The sequence below is a fragment of the Gluconacetobacter azotocaptans genome, from assembly GCF_014174355.1.
GTDB classification, from domain to species: domain Bacteria; phylum Pseudomonadota; class Alphaproteobacteria; order Acetobacterales; family Acetobacteraceae; genus Gluconacetobacter; species Gluconacetobacter azotocaptans.
The window spans coordinates 68814-87741 of sequence record NZ_JABEQF010000003.1 but is presented as its reverse complement, the minus strand read 5'-3'; the positions used below and the strand labels follow the sequence as shown (position 1 = coordinate 87741).

Here is an 18928-nt window from a genome sequence, read left to right as displayed (position 1 = left end):
TGATCAGAGCGACGACAGCAGTTCGGCGAATGCGTCGCTTGGCGCGCGCACGGCGTCGGCCAATCCGGCCTGTACTCCCGCCGCGCCCAGGAAGGTTCCGCCCTCGTATGACCGGACAAGGGTGGATTTGATGTCGCGGTTGCGCGCGACCGTATCGCAGAACAGACTGCCCATCTGATCGATATCCGCCTGCATTCTGGCCCGAGCGTCATCCGAGAGCGGCTCCAGCTCCGATCCCTCGGCCTTCCGGGCACCGTAGCGGATCAGCGTGACGACGACGCCCTGCTTGTCCAGCGCGCGGGACAGGTCCGTGTGCATGCAGATGACACCAACCGATCCGGTACCACCCGTCCGCGGCACCGTGATTCTGTCGGCAGCCGATGCCAGTGCATAGGCTGCACTGAACGCGTTCTCGTTCAGAATCGCCCAGATCGGCTTCTTTCCCCGATTGGCGTAGATCAGGTCGACCAGATCGAAACAGCCGGCGACCTCTCCGCCGGGGCTGTCGATATCCAGGACAATCGCCTTCACATCCGCATCGAGCAGCGCGGTCATGAAATTGATCCGGATCCCGTCATACCCGGTCATGCCCGAATAGGGCCGGAGGTTGCCCAGCTTCTGAACCAGCGTGCCGACCACAGGAATGACTGCGACCCCGCCGACGACATCATAACCGACGTCGAGGGCAGGGCTTTCATCAGCCAGTGTCGACGCATCGAGGGCGATCGCCTTTCCGCCGTGAAACAGATGTGTGACACCGAGCCGGTCGGCCAATGCACACACCACGACCTCCGCCTTCTGCGGATGGATCGCGACCGGCACGTTGAACAGGCGCTGGGCGAGGAACGGAAAGCGGCTCATTGTGCGTCCGGCTTCTTTGTTGCGTCATTGGCCGGAACGCCGACCGCCCATTCCGGGAAGGGTAGCTCGCGTTCCGTCATCATGCGCCGTTCGATCTGGCGTTGATCCAGGACCTCCTCATAATCCAACCCCTGTTCTGCGCATTCGCGCTCCAGCGTGCCGAAGCCGGCATCGAGGCCGAGGACGGCGCCCTGACGCTCTGCCACCGGATCGACCCATCCTCGGCCCGGTCCGATCCAGTTGCAGCGGGCATAGGCCGCGCGCGCTTCCAGAAAATCAGGAGCGTTTCGGGGCAATGGCACACGCTTGCGGTCGAACTGTTCCTCGAGGTGCGCCACATAGACCGGCGTGGCCGTGTCGATTGCGAAATCGCGCCGCCGCCGGAGCATTGTTTTCCACGTTTCCAGCATGGACGAGCGCGACGAACTGTAATTCGTCTGGCTGTAATCCATGCTCATCTGCTCTGCCGACACACCCATCGCCGCGCTGAAATTGCGCAGGAAGGCATGCTGGAAGTCCTGGAAGCCGCTGTAGGGGCGGGTGGCCGAGACTGTGCCGATCTTCTCGCCAGGAGCGAGGGATGCAACGCGCACGCCTCCGATCGAGATTGGGTTCTCGCGGTGAAACCGCGCCCTTTCCGCCTGATAGGGCGACACCTCGTCGCTGCCGCCCATGATCAGCGCAGCATCCTCCGGGTCATACGGGCTTTCGAAGAACATGCCGTGGATCGTCTGGATCAGGGCCTGTTGCAATTCAGCCTGATCATAGCGCGACAGCATCCGGAACCGGTTCATGACAGGGGTGAATGCGCTGATTCCCCGATGCTGGTCGGCATCATCCGAATCGTAGGAATGGATGCAGACAGGCCGCCCCCAGGAGGTAAAGCGGGGCAGACGATCCCAGATCATACTCTCCACGGCATCGAAATAGTCGTACTGATGCGCGCGTCGGATGTGATAAGCGATGGCTGCACCATCGTCGTTCAACTCCACACCGCCGCGCAAATTGTGCGTGTCCATCTGCTGGTACGGGTTGGACAGCCGATCGGGATGGACGAGGCGCACCGTCGTCGCGGAATTCGAGCCCATGTCGCGCCGGTCGGGGTCCCATCCCATGACGAGGACCGAATCCCCGTCCTTCATCCGGTGCAGAAAGGCAAGTCCGAAGATCTGCATGACGGTCATTTTCTGGACCGCATCGCACAGGAACAAAGGATCTTCAGAGAATGTCCGCCATTCGGCCTCGACCGCACGCCGGTAATCGTGCGCCCACTCGCCGTCAAAGGCCGGTCCATAACGCCGGCTGAGGGCACGATGGTCGGGCGTCGCGACCAGGCGGAACTGCGCGCCGACGACATTGTCCCGGATCCGCGTGATGCCGCCGCGTGCCCATCCGTCATTACGATAGAGGTCGTTCGCCCGCGCTGCCATCCGGTCGCGGTTGATATTGATCGCGTTATCCGGCGAGCGGAGGAGGGGATTCCACTCGGCGCTTTCCTCGCCGAACAGGTTGGCCGCGTCATAGGCAAATGCGCCGCCCATGCCGCCCATGAAATTTCCTGGCAGCGTCGACGGAACATGGATCGGGCTGTCGCCAGCGACCGCCTGCCACATGCGACCGAGGAAGCCGGGTTTTTTCATCGGAAATATGGCCTCATTGCTCGCCTCGGGGTCGCGGCGCCGAGGAGAATGTTGAATTCACGAATGTTCTGCCGCAGTTCCGCCTGGGTAGCGGCCGCAAAGCTGACTCCTCGGCTGCCGTCCCCCTGCGCGTAATTCACCGACTGGGGGCGCTTGCCGCTCATCAACTGGATCAAGGCCTGCTGCGCCCCATTGCGCGCCGCGAGAACCTGCGCCTCCGTCATGCCCGCCCATGGGCCGCAGGAGACGGGGAAAACAGATTTGGCCATCAAAGTCCTCTCTGACGCAGCACGCGGCGCAGGGCCGCGGCCACAACACGGTCCTGTCGGGCATTGAATGCCTGCTGGACGATCTGCTCGACCGGCAGGCGCATCCGGTAGGTTGGAGCGCGTGGAGTGAAAATAAGCACCGCTGAGACCTTTCCAGGCCCCATGAGCTTGTAGATTCCCTTCGGTCGACCATTTCCACGTTCGCGCGCTACGAAATATTCGCTGCGCTGTGCCTTCGCCGCTTTGCCCTGCCGGGCCAGGCGCCGCGCTGTCTTGTCGGTCATGTTCGATGAGGCGTCGGCCATCAGGCCAAGCCTGGACAGGATGCGCGTCATCTCTCCCGGTCGGATGTTTCCGTACTGATCGAGGGGGGCACCCGGTCCGGGCAGCCAGTATTGCCCTCCGGAAATTCGGGCGAGAGCTTTTTCCGACCGCTTCATATCGCGTGCGCCCCCATGGATCTGGGGGCCAAGATATTTTATCGCAGGCGTTCCGTTGGGGGCGAAATCCTTGCTGGCGACCCAGGCCGTGAGGTTATCTGCCGTTGCTGGACGAACAAAAAAGCCATCCAGCGTGAAGTGATTGGGGCGGTCGAAGACTTCTTTCATTCGGTCTACGACTGCCCTTTTCCCGTTGGCTGCAAGCATGTTCATGGCAAATGCCGTGGCTGTTCGGATCTCGCCTTGCGATAACTTGGCCAGATCATTTTGAAGGCTTCCCTTGTCCAGAGATACCCGCAGATCCAGTGCCATCAGATGACCCCCTTACTGCTACGTGGCCCACCGTCTCCGCCCGCCCATCGAAGGGCGGGATGGCGCAGGACCCGGCACCACCTCCATCGCAGGCGCTGGCACCGGGGCCCGATTGACGATTATCGGCTTCACCATGGAATTCCTGTCCCATTGTTCAGCCCACAAGGGCGGCTTGCTCCAATCCATGCGGTTAATGCCCATGATTCGCGCCATCACGCCTGTCATGACGAGAAGATCCAAGGCCTCGTTGCGGGCGGAAGATGTCTTCTTTTCCCATCTGCCGTCTTTGCGACGGTTCTCGGCGACGATCTGCTCGAAGAATGCGTGCGGCGCAGCCACCGACCGCAGGTCGGCAGGGAAGTGGATGACCGCAGAGCCCGGATCGATGCTCTGTAAGGCCGCGTTTACGTCGTCCTTCATACGGTTGGGGTTGAAGATCCCCAACGGGACCTCCCCGCGCGCGCCGGCCAGCCGATCTTTCCGCTGGCTGTCGGGGTAAGAGATTGCGATCGACCGGGCATCAAGACTGGATGCCCCCTTGAGAGGCAATAGGCTCCACGCCTCTCGGCCGCCGATCATCCCATATTTGCGGGCTTTCCCGCGCTTCTTTGCCCGACGCCATGCATCATAGGCTTGCGTTGTTACCCCGGCTTCACCGCCGCTGTCATAGCCAGTGGCCATGACGCGCATGCCCATCTGCGCGTCGGTCGCCAGGGGATAGAGACGATCGGCGATCCCGTCGATCAGATCGTCCCAGTCCTCAGTGCATTTCGCCGGATCAGCATCGATCACCTGGTGGTCGACAATCCAACTTTCCCCGTTTTCCCCCCAGCCGCGAGTCATTATCTCAAATCGTGAGGCCTGCACATCAACTGCACTGGTCAGGAACCGGACACCAGCGGGAACGGTGCCCATTACCAGATCAGGCTCGACGCGGTCAGCCAGCACTGTCCCATCCAGAACGCCGGCGCTCCCTGGCGGATCGAACGGCAGACCCCAGCGTTTGACGATGACGTCCTTCAGGTTTTGCAGGGCATCATCGTCCCCGCGCTCCAGTGCGCGTTCCGCTTCCACGCGCGCACGGGCGAGGCTACCGATCCCCCCGATAATGAATGGGGACATCAGGCCCGTAATCCAGAAACCTGCCGTATCGCACTGGATCAGGTCGCCGGTCACGTCCCCGTCGATGCTGATGGCCTGCCCGCGCCCGACCCATATACCGTCGCGGTTCATGGCTCGCCGCCACTTGTCCTCGATCAGCGCACCGCAGCAGGGGCAGGCCATGCGCGCGGCGTCGCGGATCTCGTCCAGCGGCGCATTCTCCGGCCAGTCCAGGGTCATGACCCGGCTGGCCGTGGGGTTCGGCGAGGAAAACCCGTTGCAGTGCGGGCACGGCCAATACCAGACGCGCCGGTCGCTGTCGGCATAGAGCCGCATGATGCCGGCAGTCCATTTCTGCGGGTCCAGGCCTGCCGCGCGGTCGGGATGGCTTTCGGCCAGGACCATGGATTCATAACCGAACGTCTGGCGGCGGATGTCCGCCAGCTTGTAGGGATCGCCCTCCTTGTCGTCGCAGGCGTCCAGTTCGGTGATGATGATGCGGCCGGCCGACTTGTTGATCAGGTTGCTGTAGGTCGCGGCCAGGAACTGGACCCACATGGACCGGAAATTCTTGAACGCCATCGAACGGGCTTTCGCGCCCTTGCCCAGGGCGGCAGCCAGTTCCTTGTGACCGTCGATCATGGGCTCGATCTCGGCCTTGACGTACGCCTCGATCATCGCCTCGGTCGATCCGTAGACCAGCATGTCGGCCGGGTCGTTCCCGACCGATTGGAGCATCCAGTTCTGGCCGACCGTCGTTTTCCCGCTCCGTCCGGGCCCGACGATAGCCGTCGTCAGATGGGTCCGACTGGTCAGGGCCTGCATCGGACCGACCAGATACGGCGCCTCGTCATGGTTCCACTTGCCGACGAAGCCGCCGCCGCGGTTGTTCAGGAAACGGTGGGCCGCGGCATAGTCGGCCACATCGACCCGTTCGGCGGGCAGGAACTGGCGCAGGGCGCGCGCCACGATCGCGCGCGGGTCCGCGAACTGGACTTCAGCCAGCGAGCCGAAGCTGGGCACCTCCGTCATCGGCAGTCTCAGGCTCCAAAGATCGCAACGCGCCCTCGACGGCCTGGCGCTGCATGTCGGCAAATCGCGTCTCGGCCTGACGCACCATGGCATCCGGCCAGCCCTGGTCGCGGCCGAGCTGCCGCAGGAACGTGCCCATATCGCGGGACAGGCGCGACACCGCGCCGATGAACAGGTCCTGCACTTCCTCGGCGTTAACCAGCTTGCCGGCCCGCTCGGCCTGCTTCATCTGCAGGTCGCGCAGCCGCGCCAGGTCGATCTGTTCCTTGACCGGGATCCGTGACGACATGCCCGGTTCTGGCTCAGCAGACGGCCACAACGCATCGAACGACAGCTGGAGCTTCATCAGCTCTTCGTCGCGACTGGCGTCCCGCTCAGCCTCTTCCTTCCTGCGCTCGGCCAGGAACGAGAAGACCGCCGCCGGATCGAACGCGTAGGGCACGCCATTGCGGCCGCCCGCCGCCACCGGAAATTCCGGCCAGCGATCTAGCCAATTGGTCAGGGTCGGCAGCGAGATGCGAAGCAGGCTGGCCAGCTTGCGCTTATTGACCGTCGGTGCGCTGGGCAGCTCCGGCTGATCCACCCTGACCTCCGACAACAACACCAACAGAAACACCAACCCTTTGAAAATTTTATCAAAGAGAGCGACTAACCGGGGTGCGAATAGCTCCCGGTAGGGGACCCCTCCAGGAGGGACCCATGAGTTATGCGTCGGGGTGGGCATCCCATCCCTGGCCGCGCGTGTTGCGCATGGCTCGCCCGACCTGCGTCGGGGCTCCTCGGCCGTGCGGCGGGCCAACGAAAAACGGCGCGAACCCCGAAGGATGCACGCCGCCACCACTAGGAATTTCTATGCGGCAAAGTGGGGAATTTGGGAAGTGAAAAATTCCGGTTGTGCGATTTTTTTTGCGATGACCGCTACGGCCAGGCTGTGCCAGCTTTTGGCGGTGTGGTGATCGATATGCAGGCGATCGCCGATCTTGCGCCAACTCCAGCGGTAGCGATGCGAGATCGGGTGTACGATCATGCGCATGCACACGACGCGCCGCCAATTGATGCAGTCGCCATCGATCATCGAAATCCACCCCATCGCCTCGTCCATTCGTGAGATGGCGTCGGAGGTCGGACGCGGCATTCGCATGGCATCATCCGGAATGGCATTGATCCAATTCAGGTCCGCCTCCGCCACGACCTCGGGCCAAGCCACCCGGCAGCCAGCAGGCTTCAACCCATGCATAGGCATCGCCGCCAGGGTGCACGCTGCCTCGAACAGACGCCCCGCGACAGCATCGGCGACTGACAGCCCGTCTGCCAGGACAATGCGCGAATTCATGCCGCGCTCCGGCCACGAACGGCAAAGTCCTCGCGGCGCGGCTGAGGACCGACATCCGCATGTCTGCTCAGCTTCACCCATTCCTTGTGCGCCTCTCGATACAGAACTTCTTCCTCGGCAGTCAGTTCGAGATCCGGAACATCACGGCGCGCAATCGCTTCGGGGATAGAATTTTTGAAGAAATTCAATGTTGTGATGACTGCGGCCTTGGCTTTTGCCCGCTCAGAGCCTTTGCGGATGGTGGCTAGGATCAATCGTTCCGCCTCGGCCTCGCTCAAGCCGGCAGTCAGCGCATCGGCGAGCCACTGGCGGACGATGCCGTAATTCGCCACCGACCGCGCCGGATCGAAGCCAGCAGCATCCAGCGCCCCACGTCCGATCCGATGGAAGGCTGTATCGCTGATCTCGTGTTTTTGCGCGCGCGTGCCAGCTATAGCTTCAGATCTATTATCAGTACTAGCTAGCTTAGCTATAGGCGCACATTGCGGCTCTTGGGTTTGGCGTCGGGTTTCATGATCCACGGTGCGTCCTCCTGGAATGGGCATCATTGCCGTGCGTTGGCGGGGATCGTTTTGCGGCTCGGGATTTCTGTTTTTTGGCCGTCTCCCGCCCTTCATGCCGTTCTTTCGGGACGCGATCGCGCGCCGCGACGGCATCAGCTCCTCTGGGAGCGACAAGGTGCGGGTACCCGGGTCGTAGGTTATAGCTAGGTTTTTCGCCCAGGTTTCAATGTAGGTTTCGAGTTGGGTTTCCGTAACGTGAACCCGAAAACGTGCGAGCGCGTCGAGCGTATATCCCGCTGCCTCACCGATAGGCAGCACGCCGTCGATACCCAGTTCGATGATGGCCCAGACCAACCGTTGCCACAGCACGATCGCTTCCACCGGCATGGCCAGGATGCGGATATGCGTCACCGTCATGACGGCCAGCCGTGCGGCCATACCCTGTTGGGTTTTGCTCAGGTTCATCTCAATACGCCCTTAGCCTGTATCCGTCGCGGTAGGTTTCCATCACACCGATTGCGACCAACGCCGTGACGGCCGGGGTGATGTCGGCGATGTCTGCTGCCAACAATCTGGCAATCTCTTCGATCGTGGCCACGCGGGCTGACGCTGGAGCGCGAATATGCGGCAGGGCGTCCGCCAGGTCGCACAGTTCGAGCCAGGCGGCCCGTGCGCCGAGCGGCAGGACGCGCCACCTTTGATCGCCCATGACCGTTCGGGCATGTCGCCCGGGCCTCTGTCGTACGGGTGCCATGGTCAGAACTCCGGTCCAGTCATGATCCATGCCGGCGACCGAGGATCTTCGCCCAGGTCGCGGAACCATGTGGTATTGTCGTCGAATTGCATCCGGCATGCGCCGGTCGGGCCGTGCCTGTTCTTGCCGATGATGATATCGGCCTTGCCCTTGCTCTCACGGGTCATTTCCACGATCCGGGCACAACGCGCCTCCCAGTCGGCGCGGCTCTCGTTCACCCGGCGCGGGATTTCTCCGTCATCGGCGATCTTGGACAGGTAATAATGCTCGCGATGCAGGAAAATCACCGTGGCGGCATTCTGTTCCAGTGCACCGCTGTCGCGCAGGTCATCCAGGCGCGGCGTCTTGTCGTCGCGCTTCGCCGATTCACGACTGAGCTGCGATAGGGACAGGACAGGGATGTGCAGTTCCGATGCCAGGTTTTTCAGATCCAGACTGACTTCTGAGAGAATCTCGTTCAGGTTGGCGCCGCGCCGCAGGGCATCGCTTCCCCTGATCAAGGCAATGTAATCAGCCACGATCAGATCAAGGCCCTGCTTTTGCCGCGCCATGCGGCGCGCGCGTGCCCGGAGCTGCGCCACGGTGATACCCGCACGGTGGTCGATCACGAGTGGCAGCGAAGCGGCCGCGCGCTGCCCATCTTCGAGATCGCGCCATTGGTAATCGGCCAGTTCCTCGCGGCGGCCGCTCACGATATCCTCCGGGATATCCCATCGTCGCCCGGTGAAGACCGACAGCGTGGAGAGACCAGCCCATGCGGCCCCGGCCCGTGCGCCAAGTTGCTCGGCCCGCATCTCACCGGACCAGAACAGCACACGGTTGCCGGCCGCTGCCGCGCGTGCGGCGATACCGAGCCCCAGCGCAGTCTTGCCCATGGCAGGTCGGGCGCCCAGCAGCGTCAGATCCCCGCGATGGAGACCTGCCGTCATGCGGTCGAGGGCCTTGTATCCCCAGGTCACGCCGGAAATTCCGTCCTCGCGCTGCGCGGCCTCGCGCGCGTTGGCGACAGCCGTGCCTATCGCCTCATCCAGCGGTACCAGCGGATCACTCTCGCCGCATCCCTGCGCGATCCGCAGCAGCCCGGTTTCGACCTGGTCGCGGATGTCCTCAGCCGTTTGCTCGCCCGGGCGACAGCACAGATCGGTCGCCTCGGTGCACAGATCGAACAGCGCCCGCATTAGCCATGCCTCGCGTACGGCCGTGGCGTAGGCCGGAACGGTCGGCCAGCCGACGAACGCCATCATCAGTTCGCCCATGACCTTGCCGATATCATCGCCGTCCAACGCGTCATGGTGGCGGAAGATCGGGGAAATGACGGTCGGGTCCGCCACGCGCCCGGCCTGGACCAGGCGTCGGATGGCGGCATACATTTCGCCGTAGAGCGGAACATAGAAATGCTCCGGCTCGATGATTTCCTCGACAAGCGGCACGGCCTTGGCGCTGTTCACCAGAAGGGCACCGATCAGCGCCTGTTCGGCGGCGACATTCGATGGCCGCTCGCGCAGCGCCGCGCCCCAGGGCGAGCGCACCTTTTCCGGAATGTGGTTCATGCCGAAGGCGTCCGCTTGCGCCGGTACCGTCCGACGCGCTCCCAGCCCATTTTGCCCAGCAGTTCGTCACTGCCGCGCCGGTTCGTGTTCTGGACGTTCAGGACCGCCTGGGGGCTCACACCGCAATCGCGCGCGAACTGCGATGCGCTTCCGGCTGCGCGAATGTCTTTATTCAGTTCTGAATAAAAACCCCGGAGTGTCAGCAGGTCGTCAGCCATTCTTGCCGCCTCCGTTTCGGCTGACAAGAGCGAGCATGCGGCCGCCGCGCACGTAGGTCGCGCCCGACGATGTGACGCGGACCTGATCACGCAGGCGGTCTGCATTGGTGATGCGCGGCGCGGATGCGCGCGCCGCGTCTGGCATCTCGCGGCCGGGCGGCACTCTCGGCGTGGGCCTCTGCTCGCTTTTCTTGACGGCCGGCGTCCTGCCACCGAGGCGGCGTTGTCGCAGGCTGCCCAGTTCGAGCAGATTGATCCGGTCTGCAATCGACGATCGCGGCATGCCGAACTGCGCAGCTATCTCCGGATCCGTCCTGCCCGACCGCAGAAGATTAGGTAGTTGGGGATCTATCCGCGACCAGTCAGTCTTTTGTCCGCTCGGCATCAGGCGCACGCCTGCATCGGGCTGAACGCGCCCCGCGGATGCGACCGCACGACGACGGGACGGCCCGCGATGCGGTCGCCGCGGGCATCGGCCAGCCGCCCGCGCACCGTCCGCGCGGAAACCCCCAGCGCCGCCGCGATCGCCGGTACCGAAGCGCCATCCAAGGCCATGCGGTCCATGATCGGACCAAGCCGCATCCAGTCGATTTGTGCCTTCATCGCTCTTCCTTCCGATGTCCAGGCGCGGCCGCGGGCATCGCCCGCGTCGTCACGACCCGCCAAACCAATCGCGTTGACGCCGGTCCAACCGGCGCTCTCGGGCCCGCAGCCAGTCGAACCGCTCCCGCAAGCGGTCCTGCGCAACGTCGATCGAGCGCCGCTCCCGATCTATCTGGCTGAGTTCCCAATCCATCCAGGCAACCCGATATTCCAAAACCACCCAGGCGCAGGCCCCGCGCGCGAATGCCTGAACCGCATGCCAGCCACGGGCCACGGCACACCGCAGGCCGATCACCGGCCACCCCCGACACCCTCATCCAGGCGCGCCGCGAGCAGATCGATTTCGTGCGCGATCTGCGCCTGGCGGGCGCGCAGGGCGGCGACGCGCCGGTCCCGGACCGCTTGCCATTCATCCGCAGAGACAGTGCGGATTTCATGATGCCACGCCGCGCGCACACGACGCTCGGTCAGGCCGAAGAACCGCGCGACCTCGATAAATGCGGTTTTCAGACCCTGCCCGCGACGGGACTGCACCTCGTCGCAGATCATGTCCTGGAACTGTTCGTGGATGGTGCTACCCGACATCGGGCGCTCCGCCGGCGGGGCCTTGGGTGAAATACCCGCGCGCTTGGGTGAAATACCCAACATCTTGGGTGTCCTCTCTGCCATCGTTCCGATTGTCGAGGTCGGGAACAACGGTGCGGGAGGAGTCAGCGCGGGAAGAAACAGACGACGAAGACGGGCCGGCCGGCTGGGTGCCACGCGCCAGCCAGCCGCCCGCGACGGCGGACAGCGCATCCGGCAGCACATCGCCGATATGCCGCAGTCCGCCGGTCATCACGCGAAACCCCTGACGGCCGGGGCATTGTCGCCCCGGCCGCTTCGGACCACCATGGGGTCGCCCGACCAGACCATGGAGGATTCTATGAACACACGGCCGAACCCGGATCCACAGATCGCGGAACTGACGCGCCGGATCAGGGCACTCGAACAGCACGCCGTGGCGACGCGGCACCTCTTGCTGACATTCGTCCTCGACCAGATGCCGGCCGCCACTACCGACGATGCATTCACCCGGCTCTGCGACGATTTTTTCAGGCGCACGGCATCGGCCTGGATCGATCCGGAAGAAGATCCGCACAAGACGGAACCCAGGCGCCGGGCGCTCGAAACCTTGCAGGCCGACATGCATAAGGCGTGGACTGAGAAGCGCTGGGGCAAAGGGCGCCTGATTCCCATCACAGCGGGCTCGGGCCGAACAATTGCGACTGCACCAGACGGATCGCCGCGTCGAGAAATTCTAACCGCTCGTCATCGGCCGGATTCCACATCACATTCTCCTGCATCCGAGCGTAATGACGATCCCGCTGGCACATGAGCGCATGAAAGATTTCCGCAGCGACCGGCTTTTCGACAACAAGCATGATCCTCTCGGCCGGGATATCTTCCGCGGTATCCTCGGTCGTGGTGGACAGCCCCGCTTCCACTCCGACAATCGGAGCGCCACCGAGGAGAGCAGAGTCATCACCCAGGAATGCGATGATGCGCTCCGCAGCAGAGAACACATAGCTTTCCCTGCCTCGGGCCGCGAAACCACCGATCGCTCCCAGCTCAAGCAGCCGAACGGCCTGCATGAACGCGAATTGCCTTTGATTGGACGTCATCACGCCACCGCCCCTTTATTCGCAACTGAATAACCATCCCGGAGACCGCTCTTGACCGCCCTGTCGCCACAGCGAATCGCCAACCTGCTGCAGATGCAGCAGAACGAAATCCGATATCTGCGCGCGGTCGTGATGACCCTGGCGGAAAGCGCCCCGAAGGCAGTGCGCGACAAGGCGCGGGATCTCGTTGCCACGCTGGAGAAAGACGCCCCAGTCATCGTGACCGACCAGCCGCACCGCGAATACGCGATAACCACATCCAGCATCGCCGCCAGCGACTGGGTGATGGCGCTATCGCGCGCTGACGAAACGCCGCCGTCTCCTTAGCGCGCTGGGCCATGTATTCGTCCCAGTCAGAAATGTCGTGGCTCATGCTGCAATCCCATTCACAAACGAATACAATCCAGGAGACATCCCCCGATGCCTGAAACCGGTGACAAGACCATCCGGCAGATGCAGATTCGCCTGCAGAAACTGGACACCGAAGTCCTGTTCCTGCGCACGGTCGTCACCGAGCTTTTGTTGGCAATGCCGCCCAAGATCATCACGTCGATCCAGGGCCGGGTTGCAGCGGCCGAGCAGACGAAACCACGCGTCATCACCGCAGGACCCGACGCAGAAAATGCGCAGCTCGACGCAACACGTTGCGCATCGTTCTGGAGCGCGATCCTTCATGGCGTCGAAAGCAGACGAGATTCTTAGAGCGCGCTTGGAACGCCTCGATCTCAATGCTCCGCTGATCGATGACTTCGTCCCAGTCCGACGTGTCGCGAGCCGTCATGCCGACGCCCCATTTGCAGCGACATTGGACGACGGCGCCATGACAGCACCGTCGTCATCGTTCATCCTGCTGCTGTCCACACAATCAGGAGACGATTCGTCATGGCTTTCGAACCCGTTAACGACCGGGAGCATATCCTCACCCGGGAGGGTCTCATCCGCACCATTTACGCCGAAATCCTTGAAGCTTCCGCCCGGGGAAGGAATGGTGCCTCCTTCACGCGCGACGAAATCCTCGACCTGTACGCCGATGCGGTCCAGGTCGTTGATGGCAGGCGTCCCTCCCGATAAATACTCCTCAAAAACCCGGGCGGCCGCGACGATCTGGGCAGCAGCCTCTGCCCGAGTGAGGCGAGCATTGGTTTGTAATTGGGCTGCATATCCGAGAGCCATCTCGCGCACCCGCGCGCGCATGGTGTTGGTCATCATGCCGCGATCCCTTCCTCCGCACCTGCAGCATTGCCCGCACAAACTGGGCAATCGGCCGGCAATTCAATATCCAATTTATCGCTCATGCCGCGATCTCCCTTCGTGCAAGGCTCTTCGAGGCGCGGGACGAGTCGACCGGATACTGCCCAGGAGCGAACAGATCCGGGCGCAAGTCCTCCCGGGGGATGCCCGTAACCGCATGGACGGCATTCACCCTCTCGGCCGGGATTCGGCGCCATGAATAGAGCGATGGTATTTTGATACCCAGGTGCCGAGCGAGCGCCGTAGGGCCTCCAGCAGCATCAATCACTCGCCTGACGGTTTCGTTCATCATGGATACATACTAAGCAATGCCTATCATCCAATGCAATAGGCAAACGCTAGGCGCATGTAGTCATCGCCTAGTGCAAATTGCCGGAATGGAAGATTGGCCCACACGACTTAGACGCTTGCGGAGCGCAACACGCCTTTCTCAGGTCAAGGTCGCCAAAGCTCTTGGAATCTCGGGGCCGTCAGTCGCGCAATGGGAAATTGGGCGATCCAAGCCGTCTCTAGATCGCCTGCCTGCACTGGCTGAACTCTACCAGGTCACGCTCGAAGAGCTATGCGGAACAGATCTAGGTGATCCGCATTCCGCACGTAGAGCCGCGTCTGAAGTGGCGGTGAAATCGCTCCAGGACGAAGTGTTTGGAACTAGGACAAAGGTTGTGGGCTACGTTGGGGCAGCCGATCGGGTAGTGATTTACGACCACGAAAGCCTTGAAGAGGAACAGGTTATCCTGCCGTTCTTCAATTACCCTGGTCGCGTTCTACGGGTGCAGGGCGAATCTATGCTGCCACGGTATAAACCGGGCGAGCTGATTGGAATCCGGCTCCCAGGCAGGGAGTCTCCATCGGCGAAGATGCTGGGTCAGGACGTGGTCGCGAAGCTTGCCAATGATCAGATGGTCCTTAAGACAGTCGTAGCTGGAGCCGCTTCAGATACATTCACTCTCCTCTCGGTGAACCCAATGGTGCCACCCATCTACGACGCGCCGATCGAATGGATCGCACCGATCGATTTCCACCTTCCCAAATCTTGGTAAGATTGAGCGTAATCTGGCGCGAGCATGGAAGCCTCTCGAAAACGAGGCCGCAGAATGGGTCGTGTTTACCAAGTCCCCCACTTGCTGATCTAGGCTGCCAAACGTAATCATGAATCGTTGGATAGTATCCTGACCGGGGGATTGCGGACGTGTATGACCAGAACGATGATTGCCACACGATATTTGTGGCCAAAAGACTGGTTTTGACTGTCTTTCTTTCCTGCCTAGGCCTCAACCTGTTAAGCAGTTCAGCCTTGGCTGAAGACCTGTATCACGTGACCGCTCCGATCTATGCATGCGTTAATCCTCGCGCAACCAAGGCACTGGCGAACAAGGAAGACCCGCGCCAGCACGATATGCGCTGGGTCCGATTTGTGATACAGGATGGCCGTTGCTTCCAGATTAGCCCGAACGATACATGGGAGGCGATTTCGGAACACGACGGAATAAAATTGCTCCGCCACGATCCGCCCGTCTCCGGCATGCCTCCTCTTTATTTTCTTGCCGACCAGTTAGCCTCTGGCTTGCCGGCCCCTCCCGAACAGTCGCCATCTGTGCCCGAGGATCAGGCGCCACACACATCGACAGACGACCCGGCCGTCTCTCCTGTTCAGCCAGAAGCAGGAAGCGCGCCGCCTGCCGATTCTTCGGGCGCCATCCCGTCGGCTGCAGCTGCAGGGCGGAACAGCGACCAAGGAGTCGCACAGGAGGCACCATCGACTCCGTCACCGGGCACGGCGCCGGCCGCCCCTGCTGACTCAGGGGGCCACACCGGTCTCATTATTCTTCTAATGGGAGCGTTGGGGTTACTTGGCCTTCAACTGCGAAAGAAGGCTATCGCACGACGACGCCTAGAAGGAGCCCTGGCCATAGTAAATACAGAGATTGACCGACAGTCTAATGCGCTCCAGATTCGCAAGTTGCAACTTGCAACCCCGGACCATTACGGAACAATAAACCTAGCAAAATGGCAAAAAGAGATCGGTTACTTCTGTGAGTCTCGTCTTCTCACCTTTCTTACTGGCAACGGTCTTGGGGACCAATGGCCGTTAATAGCGGCCCAGACTGCGCAACGCGTTGACGCAATCGCGTCTGCTGAACCTTCGAGGGACTCAACATCGCCGCAGTTCGTGAGCGATCCGCGTACGTTCGATCCTAGGATGGACCCGATCGACTATGAACGACACTGCGCTTTTCTGTTGCAGCAGGCTGGCTGGGACGCGCGAGTCACGCAGGCGAGCGGCGACCAAGGCGCAGACGTCATTGCGGAGCGCAGAGGTCAGAAGATCGTAGTGCAGTGCAAGCTATACGGCCAGCCAGTCGGAAATAAAGCGGTCCAAGAAGCATTCGCCGCGAAGGAGCATCAGAGGGCGCACGTCGCGCTAGTTGCCTCAAATGCTGAATTCACGCCGTCGGCGCGGCAGCTCGCTAGCACCACCGGTGTGATCCTCATGCACCACAGCCAATTGGCGCAGTTTCGTATCTGACCACATGTCCGTTTCTCTATCGGCGGCCCAAAATTTGGAAAACGAACTATCCGCTAGGCATTGCCTATTGACCAAATAAATAGGCATTGCTTAGTATTCTCCATCGCCACCCCGCGATGGAGGTTTCCTTGCCCGCACACTCAACGCCCACGCCCTACGGCGACAAGCCTTCGGCCAGCAGTCTTCTGCCTTGCCGTCACGGGCTCACGCTTGCCCACACCGACCTGCTGCTGATCATTGCGTCCCTGACCGGCGCTTCGGATAGCCGAGGCAACGCGGAGCAGGTCCGTGGCTGGCTTGAGGCCGCGCAGCACCGCACGGCATGCCGCACGGAAGCGAAATTCCTGGTCGTGCATGCTGTCGCCCGCGCCGTCATGCCAGGACATGCCCGCTACGGCCTGGTCGCCACCCTTCACCGCATGGACGGCTTCGTGCGCGAGGCGATCGCCTGCCTGCCACTCAGTGCCGATCAGAGATCGGGCGGCCAATGATCGCCCTGAACGTGGCGATGCCATTCCCTTTCCAACTGGTCGAGCATGCTGCCCCAGATCGTCGTGATGTAGCTGACCGCCCACAGCTCCAGACGCTGGACGTCCTGCTGCTCCGGGGCCTGAAGTGGGAAAAGGCGCTCGCGCATTTCCAGGTGCTTCTCCGTCAGGCGCGTCGCGGCGCGAATAAGCTCAAGGCGTACGGCTTCGGAAGGCTGGGCACCTTTGAACATGTCGGTTTCCTCATCGATTCGGTTGCACGTTCGATGATGGAAGCGGCGGGAATGTCTGGCAACGGCCATTCCCGTATGCGGAGGGCGCAACCATGAATGCCCAGGCATCCCCTCACAGCGTCGCATCGACCGGCGCGCGTAGCCACCTCAGCACCAGCAGCGACCGCAGGTTTGCCGCGTCGCGTGTGCTGTCGATCCTGCTGCACGACGCATCGACCCCGCACGTCATCCCCACGGCCACCACCCGCGCGCAGATCCGCCGCGCGATGGCGGACCTCGAAAGCGCCCTGACGATCGAGGCCAATGCGGCGTCGCGCCTGCGGGTGGTGCGGGGATGAGCACGGCCACCCTTGCACCGGCGACGGTTCGCCGGAAACATCACTCCGACCAGATCAGGAGCATCCATGGCGGAAGACGAAATCACGCCATTGCCCGCCCCGCAGGAGCCAGCGTGGGGCGCGATCGGGGCGGATTTCCCGCTCTGGCAGGCGAAAGAAGCGATGGCGCAGATCGAGAAGCGTATCGCGACGCAGACCACGACGCTCGGCGTCTACGAAACGCGCGCAACGACATTGCTCGGATGGCTGAGTGCAGAGGTCATTGCGACGGTCACCGCAACGCTCTCAAGGCTCGTTTCGACCGCGCCCGGCAACCTTTCCGCAGCGGCCGTTGTAGCGATGGCACTCAGTGTTCTGATTCCTGCAGCGACGTCTGCCTTCCTTCTGACACGAGTATTCACGCCAAAGGATTGGAGCGCCGGCGGTGCGGATATTGGGTGGCTTGTGGCGTCCGACATGACGGAGCCGAGCGAACTGGAAGTCTTGCAGGCCTTTGCACAGGCGGGCGCCGTTGGGGTGACGACCAACGACGCCGCGCTTCATGCCGCCTTCCGTTCGCTGACGCTGGGCTGGCGGTGGTTTTTGGCCGTTCCGATGTCGGCGCTGGTCGTCAGCCTTTTCGTGTTGGCGGCGGTCCGCTAGGCCCCTGCCGCGTCATTGGCGAGGCCGGCGTTGGCCGTGGCGCGGTCGGAGGCACGTTTTTCGTATCCGGAGATCTCGGAACGACCGGCGGCCGGATCGGCGCGCTCGGTCGCATCGGTTGCTTTACCACTGGTTTCCTCATCGATTCGGTTGACACATCGATGATGGAAGCTGCGGGAATGGCTGGCAACGGCCATTCCCGCATGCAGGGACTGCCGGCATGAGCGCCGATCGCACCCTGCAGGCGCTGGAAACCGTCACCGTCCCACGGGCCGAGCTGGGCACGAACGCTGCCCTGGTCCGCGTGATCGAGGTTGCGTCGTCGATCCTGTCACGGTCGCATCGGATGTCCGACATCGACGGGCATGACCTGCTGTCGGCCTGCACCGTGGCGCGCACCGCCATCACCCGCGAGATCGATGCCGCCGCCGCCCGGCAGGCTGAGGCCACGCGCCGCGACCGGGCCATCCCGGCGCGCCGCGTGCGTCGCCGCGTATCGGCGGGCCTTGCGCGATGACCGGCGGCATCGACATCACGCCGCTGTCCCGTTCCGTGGACGGCATCCTGGCCGACCCGCCTGTTGACCCGTCGCGCCTGCTGTACCTGTCCGACACTCTGGACCGCCTTGCGTCGGAACTGGACCAGGAGCGCAGCCTGCGCGCCGCCGCCGATGCCCGCCACCAGGCCGTGCGCCTGCGCGCCGCCGCGATGCGGCTTGAGGCGCGCCGGTCTGGAACGCAGCCCGCCCAAATCATCGAATTTCCCAACTCCGCCGCGAGCGGAACCGGAGAACCGACCCCATGACCAAGTCCGTCCCGGCCATCGACCTGATGCGCCAGCTGGAGAACTGCGCCCCCGATCGTCAGGAGCGCGTGACGAAATTGTTGGAGGATATCTCGTTCCTGCGCCGCAGCGCGGAACTGAGCCGCCACCAGGGCAATACCGACATGGCGGAAACGCTCGTGAACGTCGCCATCGGCCTGGCGCAGGAAATCGAGGACATCATCCTGCGCAACCCCGGCGTGCCCCATATTCCGCCGGTTCCGCGCGCCAGCCGCATGATCCCGCATCGGGGGTTTATCTCGTGATGTCGGCAAAGGCGCTGCTGAACGCGACAGGTTTCGCCGTGCTGTTCTGGTTGGCCACCATCTGCGTCGTGCTGTGGG

31 protein-coding genes and 1 pseudogene are annotated in these 18928 nt (G+C 62.6%); 11 read left to right on the top strand and 21 right to left on the bottom strand.

The genetic code is table 11. The annotated features are described in order from the left end of the window. Positions 1-3: 3 nt before the first annotated feature. The 17 genes from HLH34_RS04385 to HLH34_RS04310 form a co-directional block, all read right to left on the bottom strand. Entirely contained in the window at positions 4-861 is an 858-nt protein-coding gene (locus HLH34_RS04385) for a S49 family peptidase (protein ID WP_183118396.1), read from the bottom strand. Continuing rightward, positions 858-2501: a phage portal protein gene (locus tag HLH34_RS04380; protein ID WP_183118395.1), complete on the bottom strand. Its 1644-nt coding sequence runs from the start codon at positions 2499-2501 to the stop codon at positions 858-860. The genes HLH34_RS04385 and HLH34_RS04380 overlap by 4 nt, the downstream gene beginning before the upstream one ends. Next, positions 2498-2770, bottom strand: coding sequence for a gpW family head-tail joining protein (gpW, locus tag HLH34_RS04375; RefSeq protein WP_183118394.1), 273 nt, complete (start codon positions 2768-2770; stop codon positions 2498-2500). The genes HLH34_RS04380 and gpW overlap by 4 nt, the downstream gene beginning before the upstream one ends. Next, on the bottom strand, positions 2770-3522 hold the full coding sequence (locus HLH34_RS04370) for a hypothetical protein (RefSeq protein WP_183118393.1): 753 nt from the start codon (positions 3520-3522) through the stop codon (positions 2770-2772). The genes gpW and HLH34_RS04370 overlap by 1 nt, the downstream gene beginning before the upstream one ends. 18 nt (positions 3523-3540) lie before the next feature. Next, positions 3541-5655, bottom strand: coding sequence for a terminase gpA endonuclease subunit (locus HLH34_RS04365; RefSeq protein WP_183118392.1), 2115 nt, complete (start codon positions 5653-5655; stop codon positions 3541-3543). Next, a complete protein-coding gene (locus HLH34_RS04360) occupies positions 5621-6271 on the bottom strand; it encodes a terminase small subunit (protein WP_342354498.1) in 651 nt (216 codons plus the stop codon). Before HLH34_RS04360 ends, HLH34_RS04365 begins: the two co-directional genes overlap by 35 nt. A gap of 234 nt (positions 6272-6505) precedes the next feature. Next, positions 6506-6988 (bottom strand): DUF6362 family protein, encoded by a 483-nt coding sequence (locus HLH34_RS04355; RefSeq protein WP_183118390.1) that lies wholly within the window; start codon positions 6986-6988, stop codon positions 6506-6508. Next, positions 6985-7956, bottom strand: a complete 972-nt coding sequence (locus HLH34_RS04350) for a hypothetical protein (protein WP_183118389.1) — start codon at positions 7954-7956, stop codon at positions 6985-6987. Before HLH34_RS04350 ends, HLH34_RS04355 begins: the two co-directional genes overlap by 4 nt. A 1-nt stretch (position 7957) precedes the next feature. Next, positions 7958-8200 (bottom strand): hypothetical protein, encoded by a 243-nt coding sequence (locus HLH34_RS04345; RefSeq protein WP_244959634.1) that lies wholly within the window; start codon positions 8198-8200, stop codon positions 7958-7960. 47 nt (positions 8201-8247) lie between these two features. Further along, entirely contained in the window at positions 8248-9795 is a 1548-nt protein-coding gene (locus tag HLH34_RS04340; protein ID WP_183118387.1) for a replicative DNA helicase, read from the bottom strand. Further along, positions 9792-10013 (bottom strand): helix-turn-helix domain-containing protein, encoded by a 222-nt coding sequence (locus tag HLH34_RS04335; protein WP_183118386.1) that lies wholly within the window; start codon positions 10011-10013, stop codon positions 9792-9794. Before HLH34_RS04335 ends, HLH34_RS04340 begins: the two co-directional genes overlap by 4 nt. After that, on the bottom strand, positions 10006-10296 hold the full coding sequence (locus tag HLH34_RS04330; protein WP_220792034.1) for a hypothetical protein: 291 nt from the start codon (positions 10294-10296) through the stop codon (positions 10006-10008). Before HLH34_RS04330 ends, HLH34_RS04335 begins: the two co-directional genes overlap by 8 nt. Before the next feature lie 101 nt (positions 10297-10397). Further along, entirely contained in the window at positions 10398-10616 is a 219-nt protein-coding gene (locus HLH34_RS04325; protein WP_183118384.1) for a helix-turn-helix domain-containing protein, read from the bottom strand. A gap of 49 nt (positions 10617-10665) precedes the next feature. After that, a complete protein-coding gene (locus HLH34_RS19145) occupies positions 10666-10911 on the bottom strand; it encodes a hypothetical protein (protein WP_220792033.1) in 246 nt (81 codons plus the stop codon). Further along, a complete protein-coding gene (locus HLH34_RS04320) occupies positions 10908-11201 on the bottom strand; it encodes a hypothetical protein (RefSeq protein ID WP_244959633.1) in 294 nt (97 codons plus the stop codon). The genes HLH34_RS19145 and HLH34_RS04320 overlap by 4 nt, the downstream gene beginning before the upstream one ends. Then, positions 11191-11808, bottom strand: a complete 618-nt coding sequence (locus HLH34_RS04315; RefSeq protein ID WP_183118694.1) for a hypothetical protein — start codon at positions 11806-11808, stop codon at positions 11191-11193. The genes HLH34_RS04320 and HLH34_RS04315 overlap by 11 nt, the downstream gene beginning before the upstream one ends. Positions 11809-11854: 46 nt before the next feature. Further along, positions 11855-12280, bottom strand: a complete 426-nt coding sequence (locus HLH34_RS04310; RefSeq protein ID WP_183118382.1) for a hypothetical protein — start codon at positions 12278-12280, stop codon at positions 11855-11857. Between the two features lie 51 nt (positions 12281-12331). Here HLH34_RS04310 and HLH34_RS04305 point away from each other — a divergent pair, with 51 nt between their 5' ends. Then, positions 12332-12607 carry a hypothetical protein gene (locus tag HLH34_RS04305; protein ID WP_183118381.1) on the top strand — a complete coding sequence of 92 codons (276 nt, stop codon included), beginning with the start codon at positions 12332-12334 and terminating at the stop codon, positions 12605-12607. A gap of 93 nt (positions 12608-12700) precedes the next feature. Then, a complete protein-coding gene (locus HLH34_RS04300) occupies positions 12701-12982 on the top strand; it encodes a hypothetical protein (RefSeq protein WP_183118380.1) in 282 nt (93 codons plus the stop codon). A gap of 75 nt (positions 12983-13057) precedes the next feature. Here the strand turns inward: HLH34_RS04300 and HLH34_RS04295 are convergent, their stop codons facing one another. Together HLH34_RS04295 and HLH34_RS19800 are read right to left on the bottom strand one after the other, a co-directional pair. Beyond that, positions 13058-13489, bottom strand: coding sequence for a hypothetical protein (locus tag HLH34_RS04295; protein WP_183118379.1), 432 nt, complete (start codon positions 13487-13489; stop codon positions 13058-13060). An 82-nt stretch (positions 13490-13571) separates the two neighbouring features. Beyond that, positions 13572-13820: a transcriptional regulator gene (locus HLH34_RS19800; protein ID WP_183118646.1), complete on the bottom strand. Its 249-nt coding sequence runs from the start codon at positions 13818-13820 to the stop codon at positions 13572-13574. A gap of 19 nt (positions 13821-13839) precedes the next feature. On the opposite strand from HLH34_RS19800, the pseudogene HLH34_RS19750 reads away from it, so the two are divergent. The 4 genes and pseudogenes from HLH34_RS19750 to HLH34_RS04275 all read left to right on the top strand — a co-directional run. Next, positions 13840-14082, top strand: a pseudogene (locus HLH34_RS19750) (helix-turn-helix domain-containing protein); the annotation flags it as partial. A 69-nt stretch (positions 14083-14151) separates the two neighbouring features. Then, positions 14152-14574, top strand: a complete 423-nt coding sequence (locus HLH34_RS19745) for a S24 family peptidase (protein WP_264784402.1) — start codon at positions 14152-14154, stop codon at positions 14572-14574. Positions 14575-14723: 149 nt separating this feature from the next. Then, positions 14724-16061 carry a restriction endonuclease gene (locus tag HLH34_RS19140; RefSeq protein ID WP_264784389.1) on the top strand — a complete coding sequence of 446 codons (1338 nt, stop codon included), beginning with the start codon at positions 14724-14726 and terminating at the stop codon, positions 16059-16061. Positions 16062-16189: 128 nt separating this feature from the next. Further along, positions 16190-16552, top strand: a complete 363-nt coding sequence (locus HLH34_RS04275; RefSeq protein WP_183118378.1) for a hypothetical protein — start codon at positions 16190-16192, stop codon at positions 16550-16552. On the opposite strand, the gene HLH34_RS04270 is transcribed toward HLH34_RS04275, so the two are convergent. Continuing rightward, positions 16531-16782 (bottom strand): hypothetical protein, encoded by a 252-nt coding sequence (locus HLH34_RS04270; RefSeq protein ID WP_183118377.1) that lies wholly within the window; start codon positions 16780-16782, stop codon positions 16531-16533. The genes HLH34_RS04275 and HLH34_RS04270 overlap by 22 nt on opposite strands. Positions 16783-16874: 92 nt before the next feature. On the opposite strand from HLH34_RS04270, the gene HLH34_RS04265 reads away from it, so the two are divergent. Both HLH34_RS04265 and HLH34_RS04260 read left to right on the top strand, forming a co-directional pair. Next, positions 16875-17120, top strand: coding sequence for a hypothetical protein (locus tag HLH34_RS04265; protein ID WP_183118376.1), 246 nt, complete (start codon positions 16875-16877; stop codon positions 17118-17120). 66 nt (positions 17121-17186) lie between these two features. Next, on the top strand, positions 17187-17762 hold the full coding sequence (locus tag HLH34_RS04260) for a hypothetical protein (protein ID WP_183118375.1): 576 nt from the start codon (positions 17187-17189) through the stop codon (positions 17760-17762). Here the strand turns inward: HLH34_RS04260 and HLH34_RS04255 are convergent. Next, entirely contained in the window at positions 17759-17959 is a 201-nt protein-coding gene (locus tag HLH34_RS04255; protein ID WP_183118374.1) for a hypothetical protein, read from the bottom strand. The genes HLH34_RS04260 and HLH34_RS04255 overlap by 4 nt on opposite strands. Positions 17960-17982: 23 nt before the next feature. Between HLH34_RS04255 and HLH34_RS04250 the strand changes: the two genes are divergently transcribed. The 3 genes from HLH34_RS04250 to HLH34_RS04240 are packed head-to-tail and all read left to right on the top strand — an operon-like array spanning position 17983 to position 18850. Then, positions 17983-18279 (top strand): hypothetical protein, encoded by a 297-nt coding sequence (locus HLH34_RS04250; protein WP_183118373.1) that lies wholly within the window; start codon positions 17983-17985, stop codon positions 18277-18279. Beyond that, positions 18276-18566: a hypothetical protein gene (locus HLH34_RS04245; protein WP_183118372.1), complete on the top strand. Its 291-nt coding sequence runs from the start codon at positions 18276-18278 to the stop codon at positions 18564-18566. Before HLH34_RS04250 ends, HLH34_RS04245 begins: the two co-directional genes overlap by 4 nt. Then, positions 18563-18850: a hypothetical protein gene (locus tag HLH34_RS04240; RefSeq protein ID WP_183118371.1), complete on the top strand. Its 288-nt coding sequence runs from the start codon at positions 18563-18565 to the stop codon at positions 18848-18850. The genes HLH34_RS04245 and HLH34_RS04240 overlap by 4 nt, the downstream gene beginning before the upstream one ends. Positions 18851-18928: the final 78 nt, after the last annotated feature.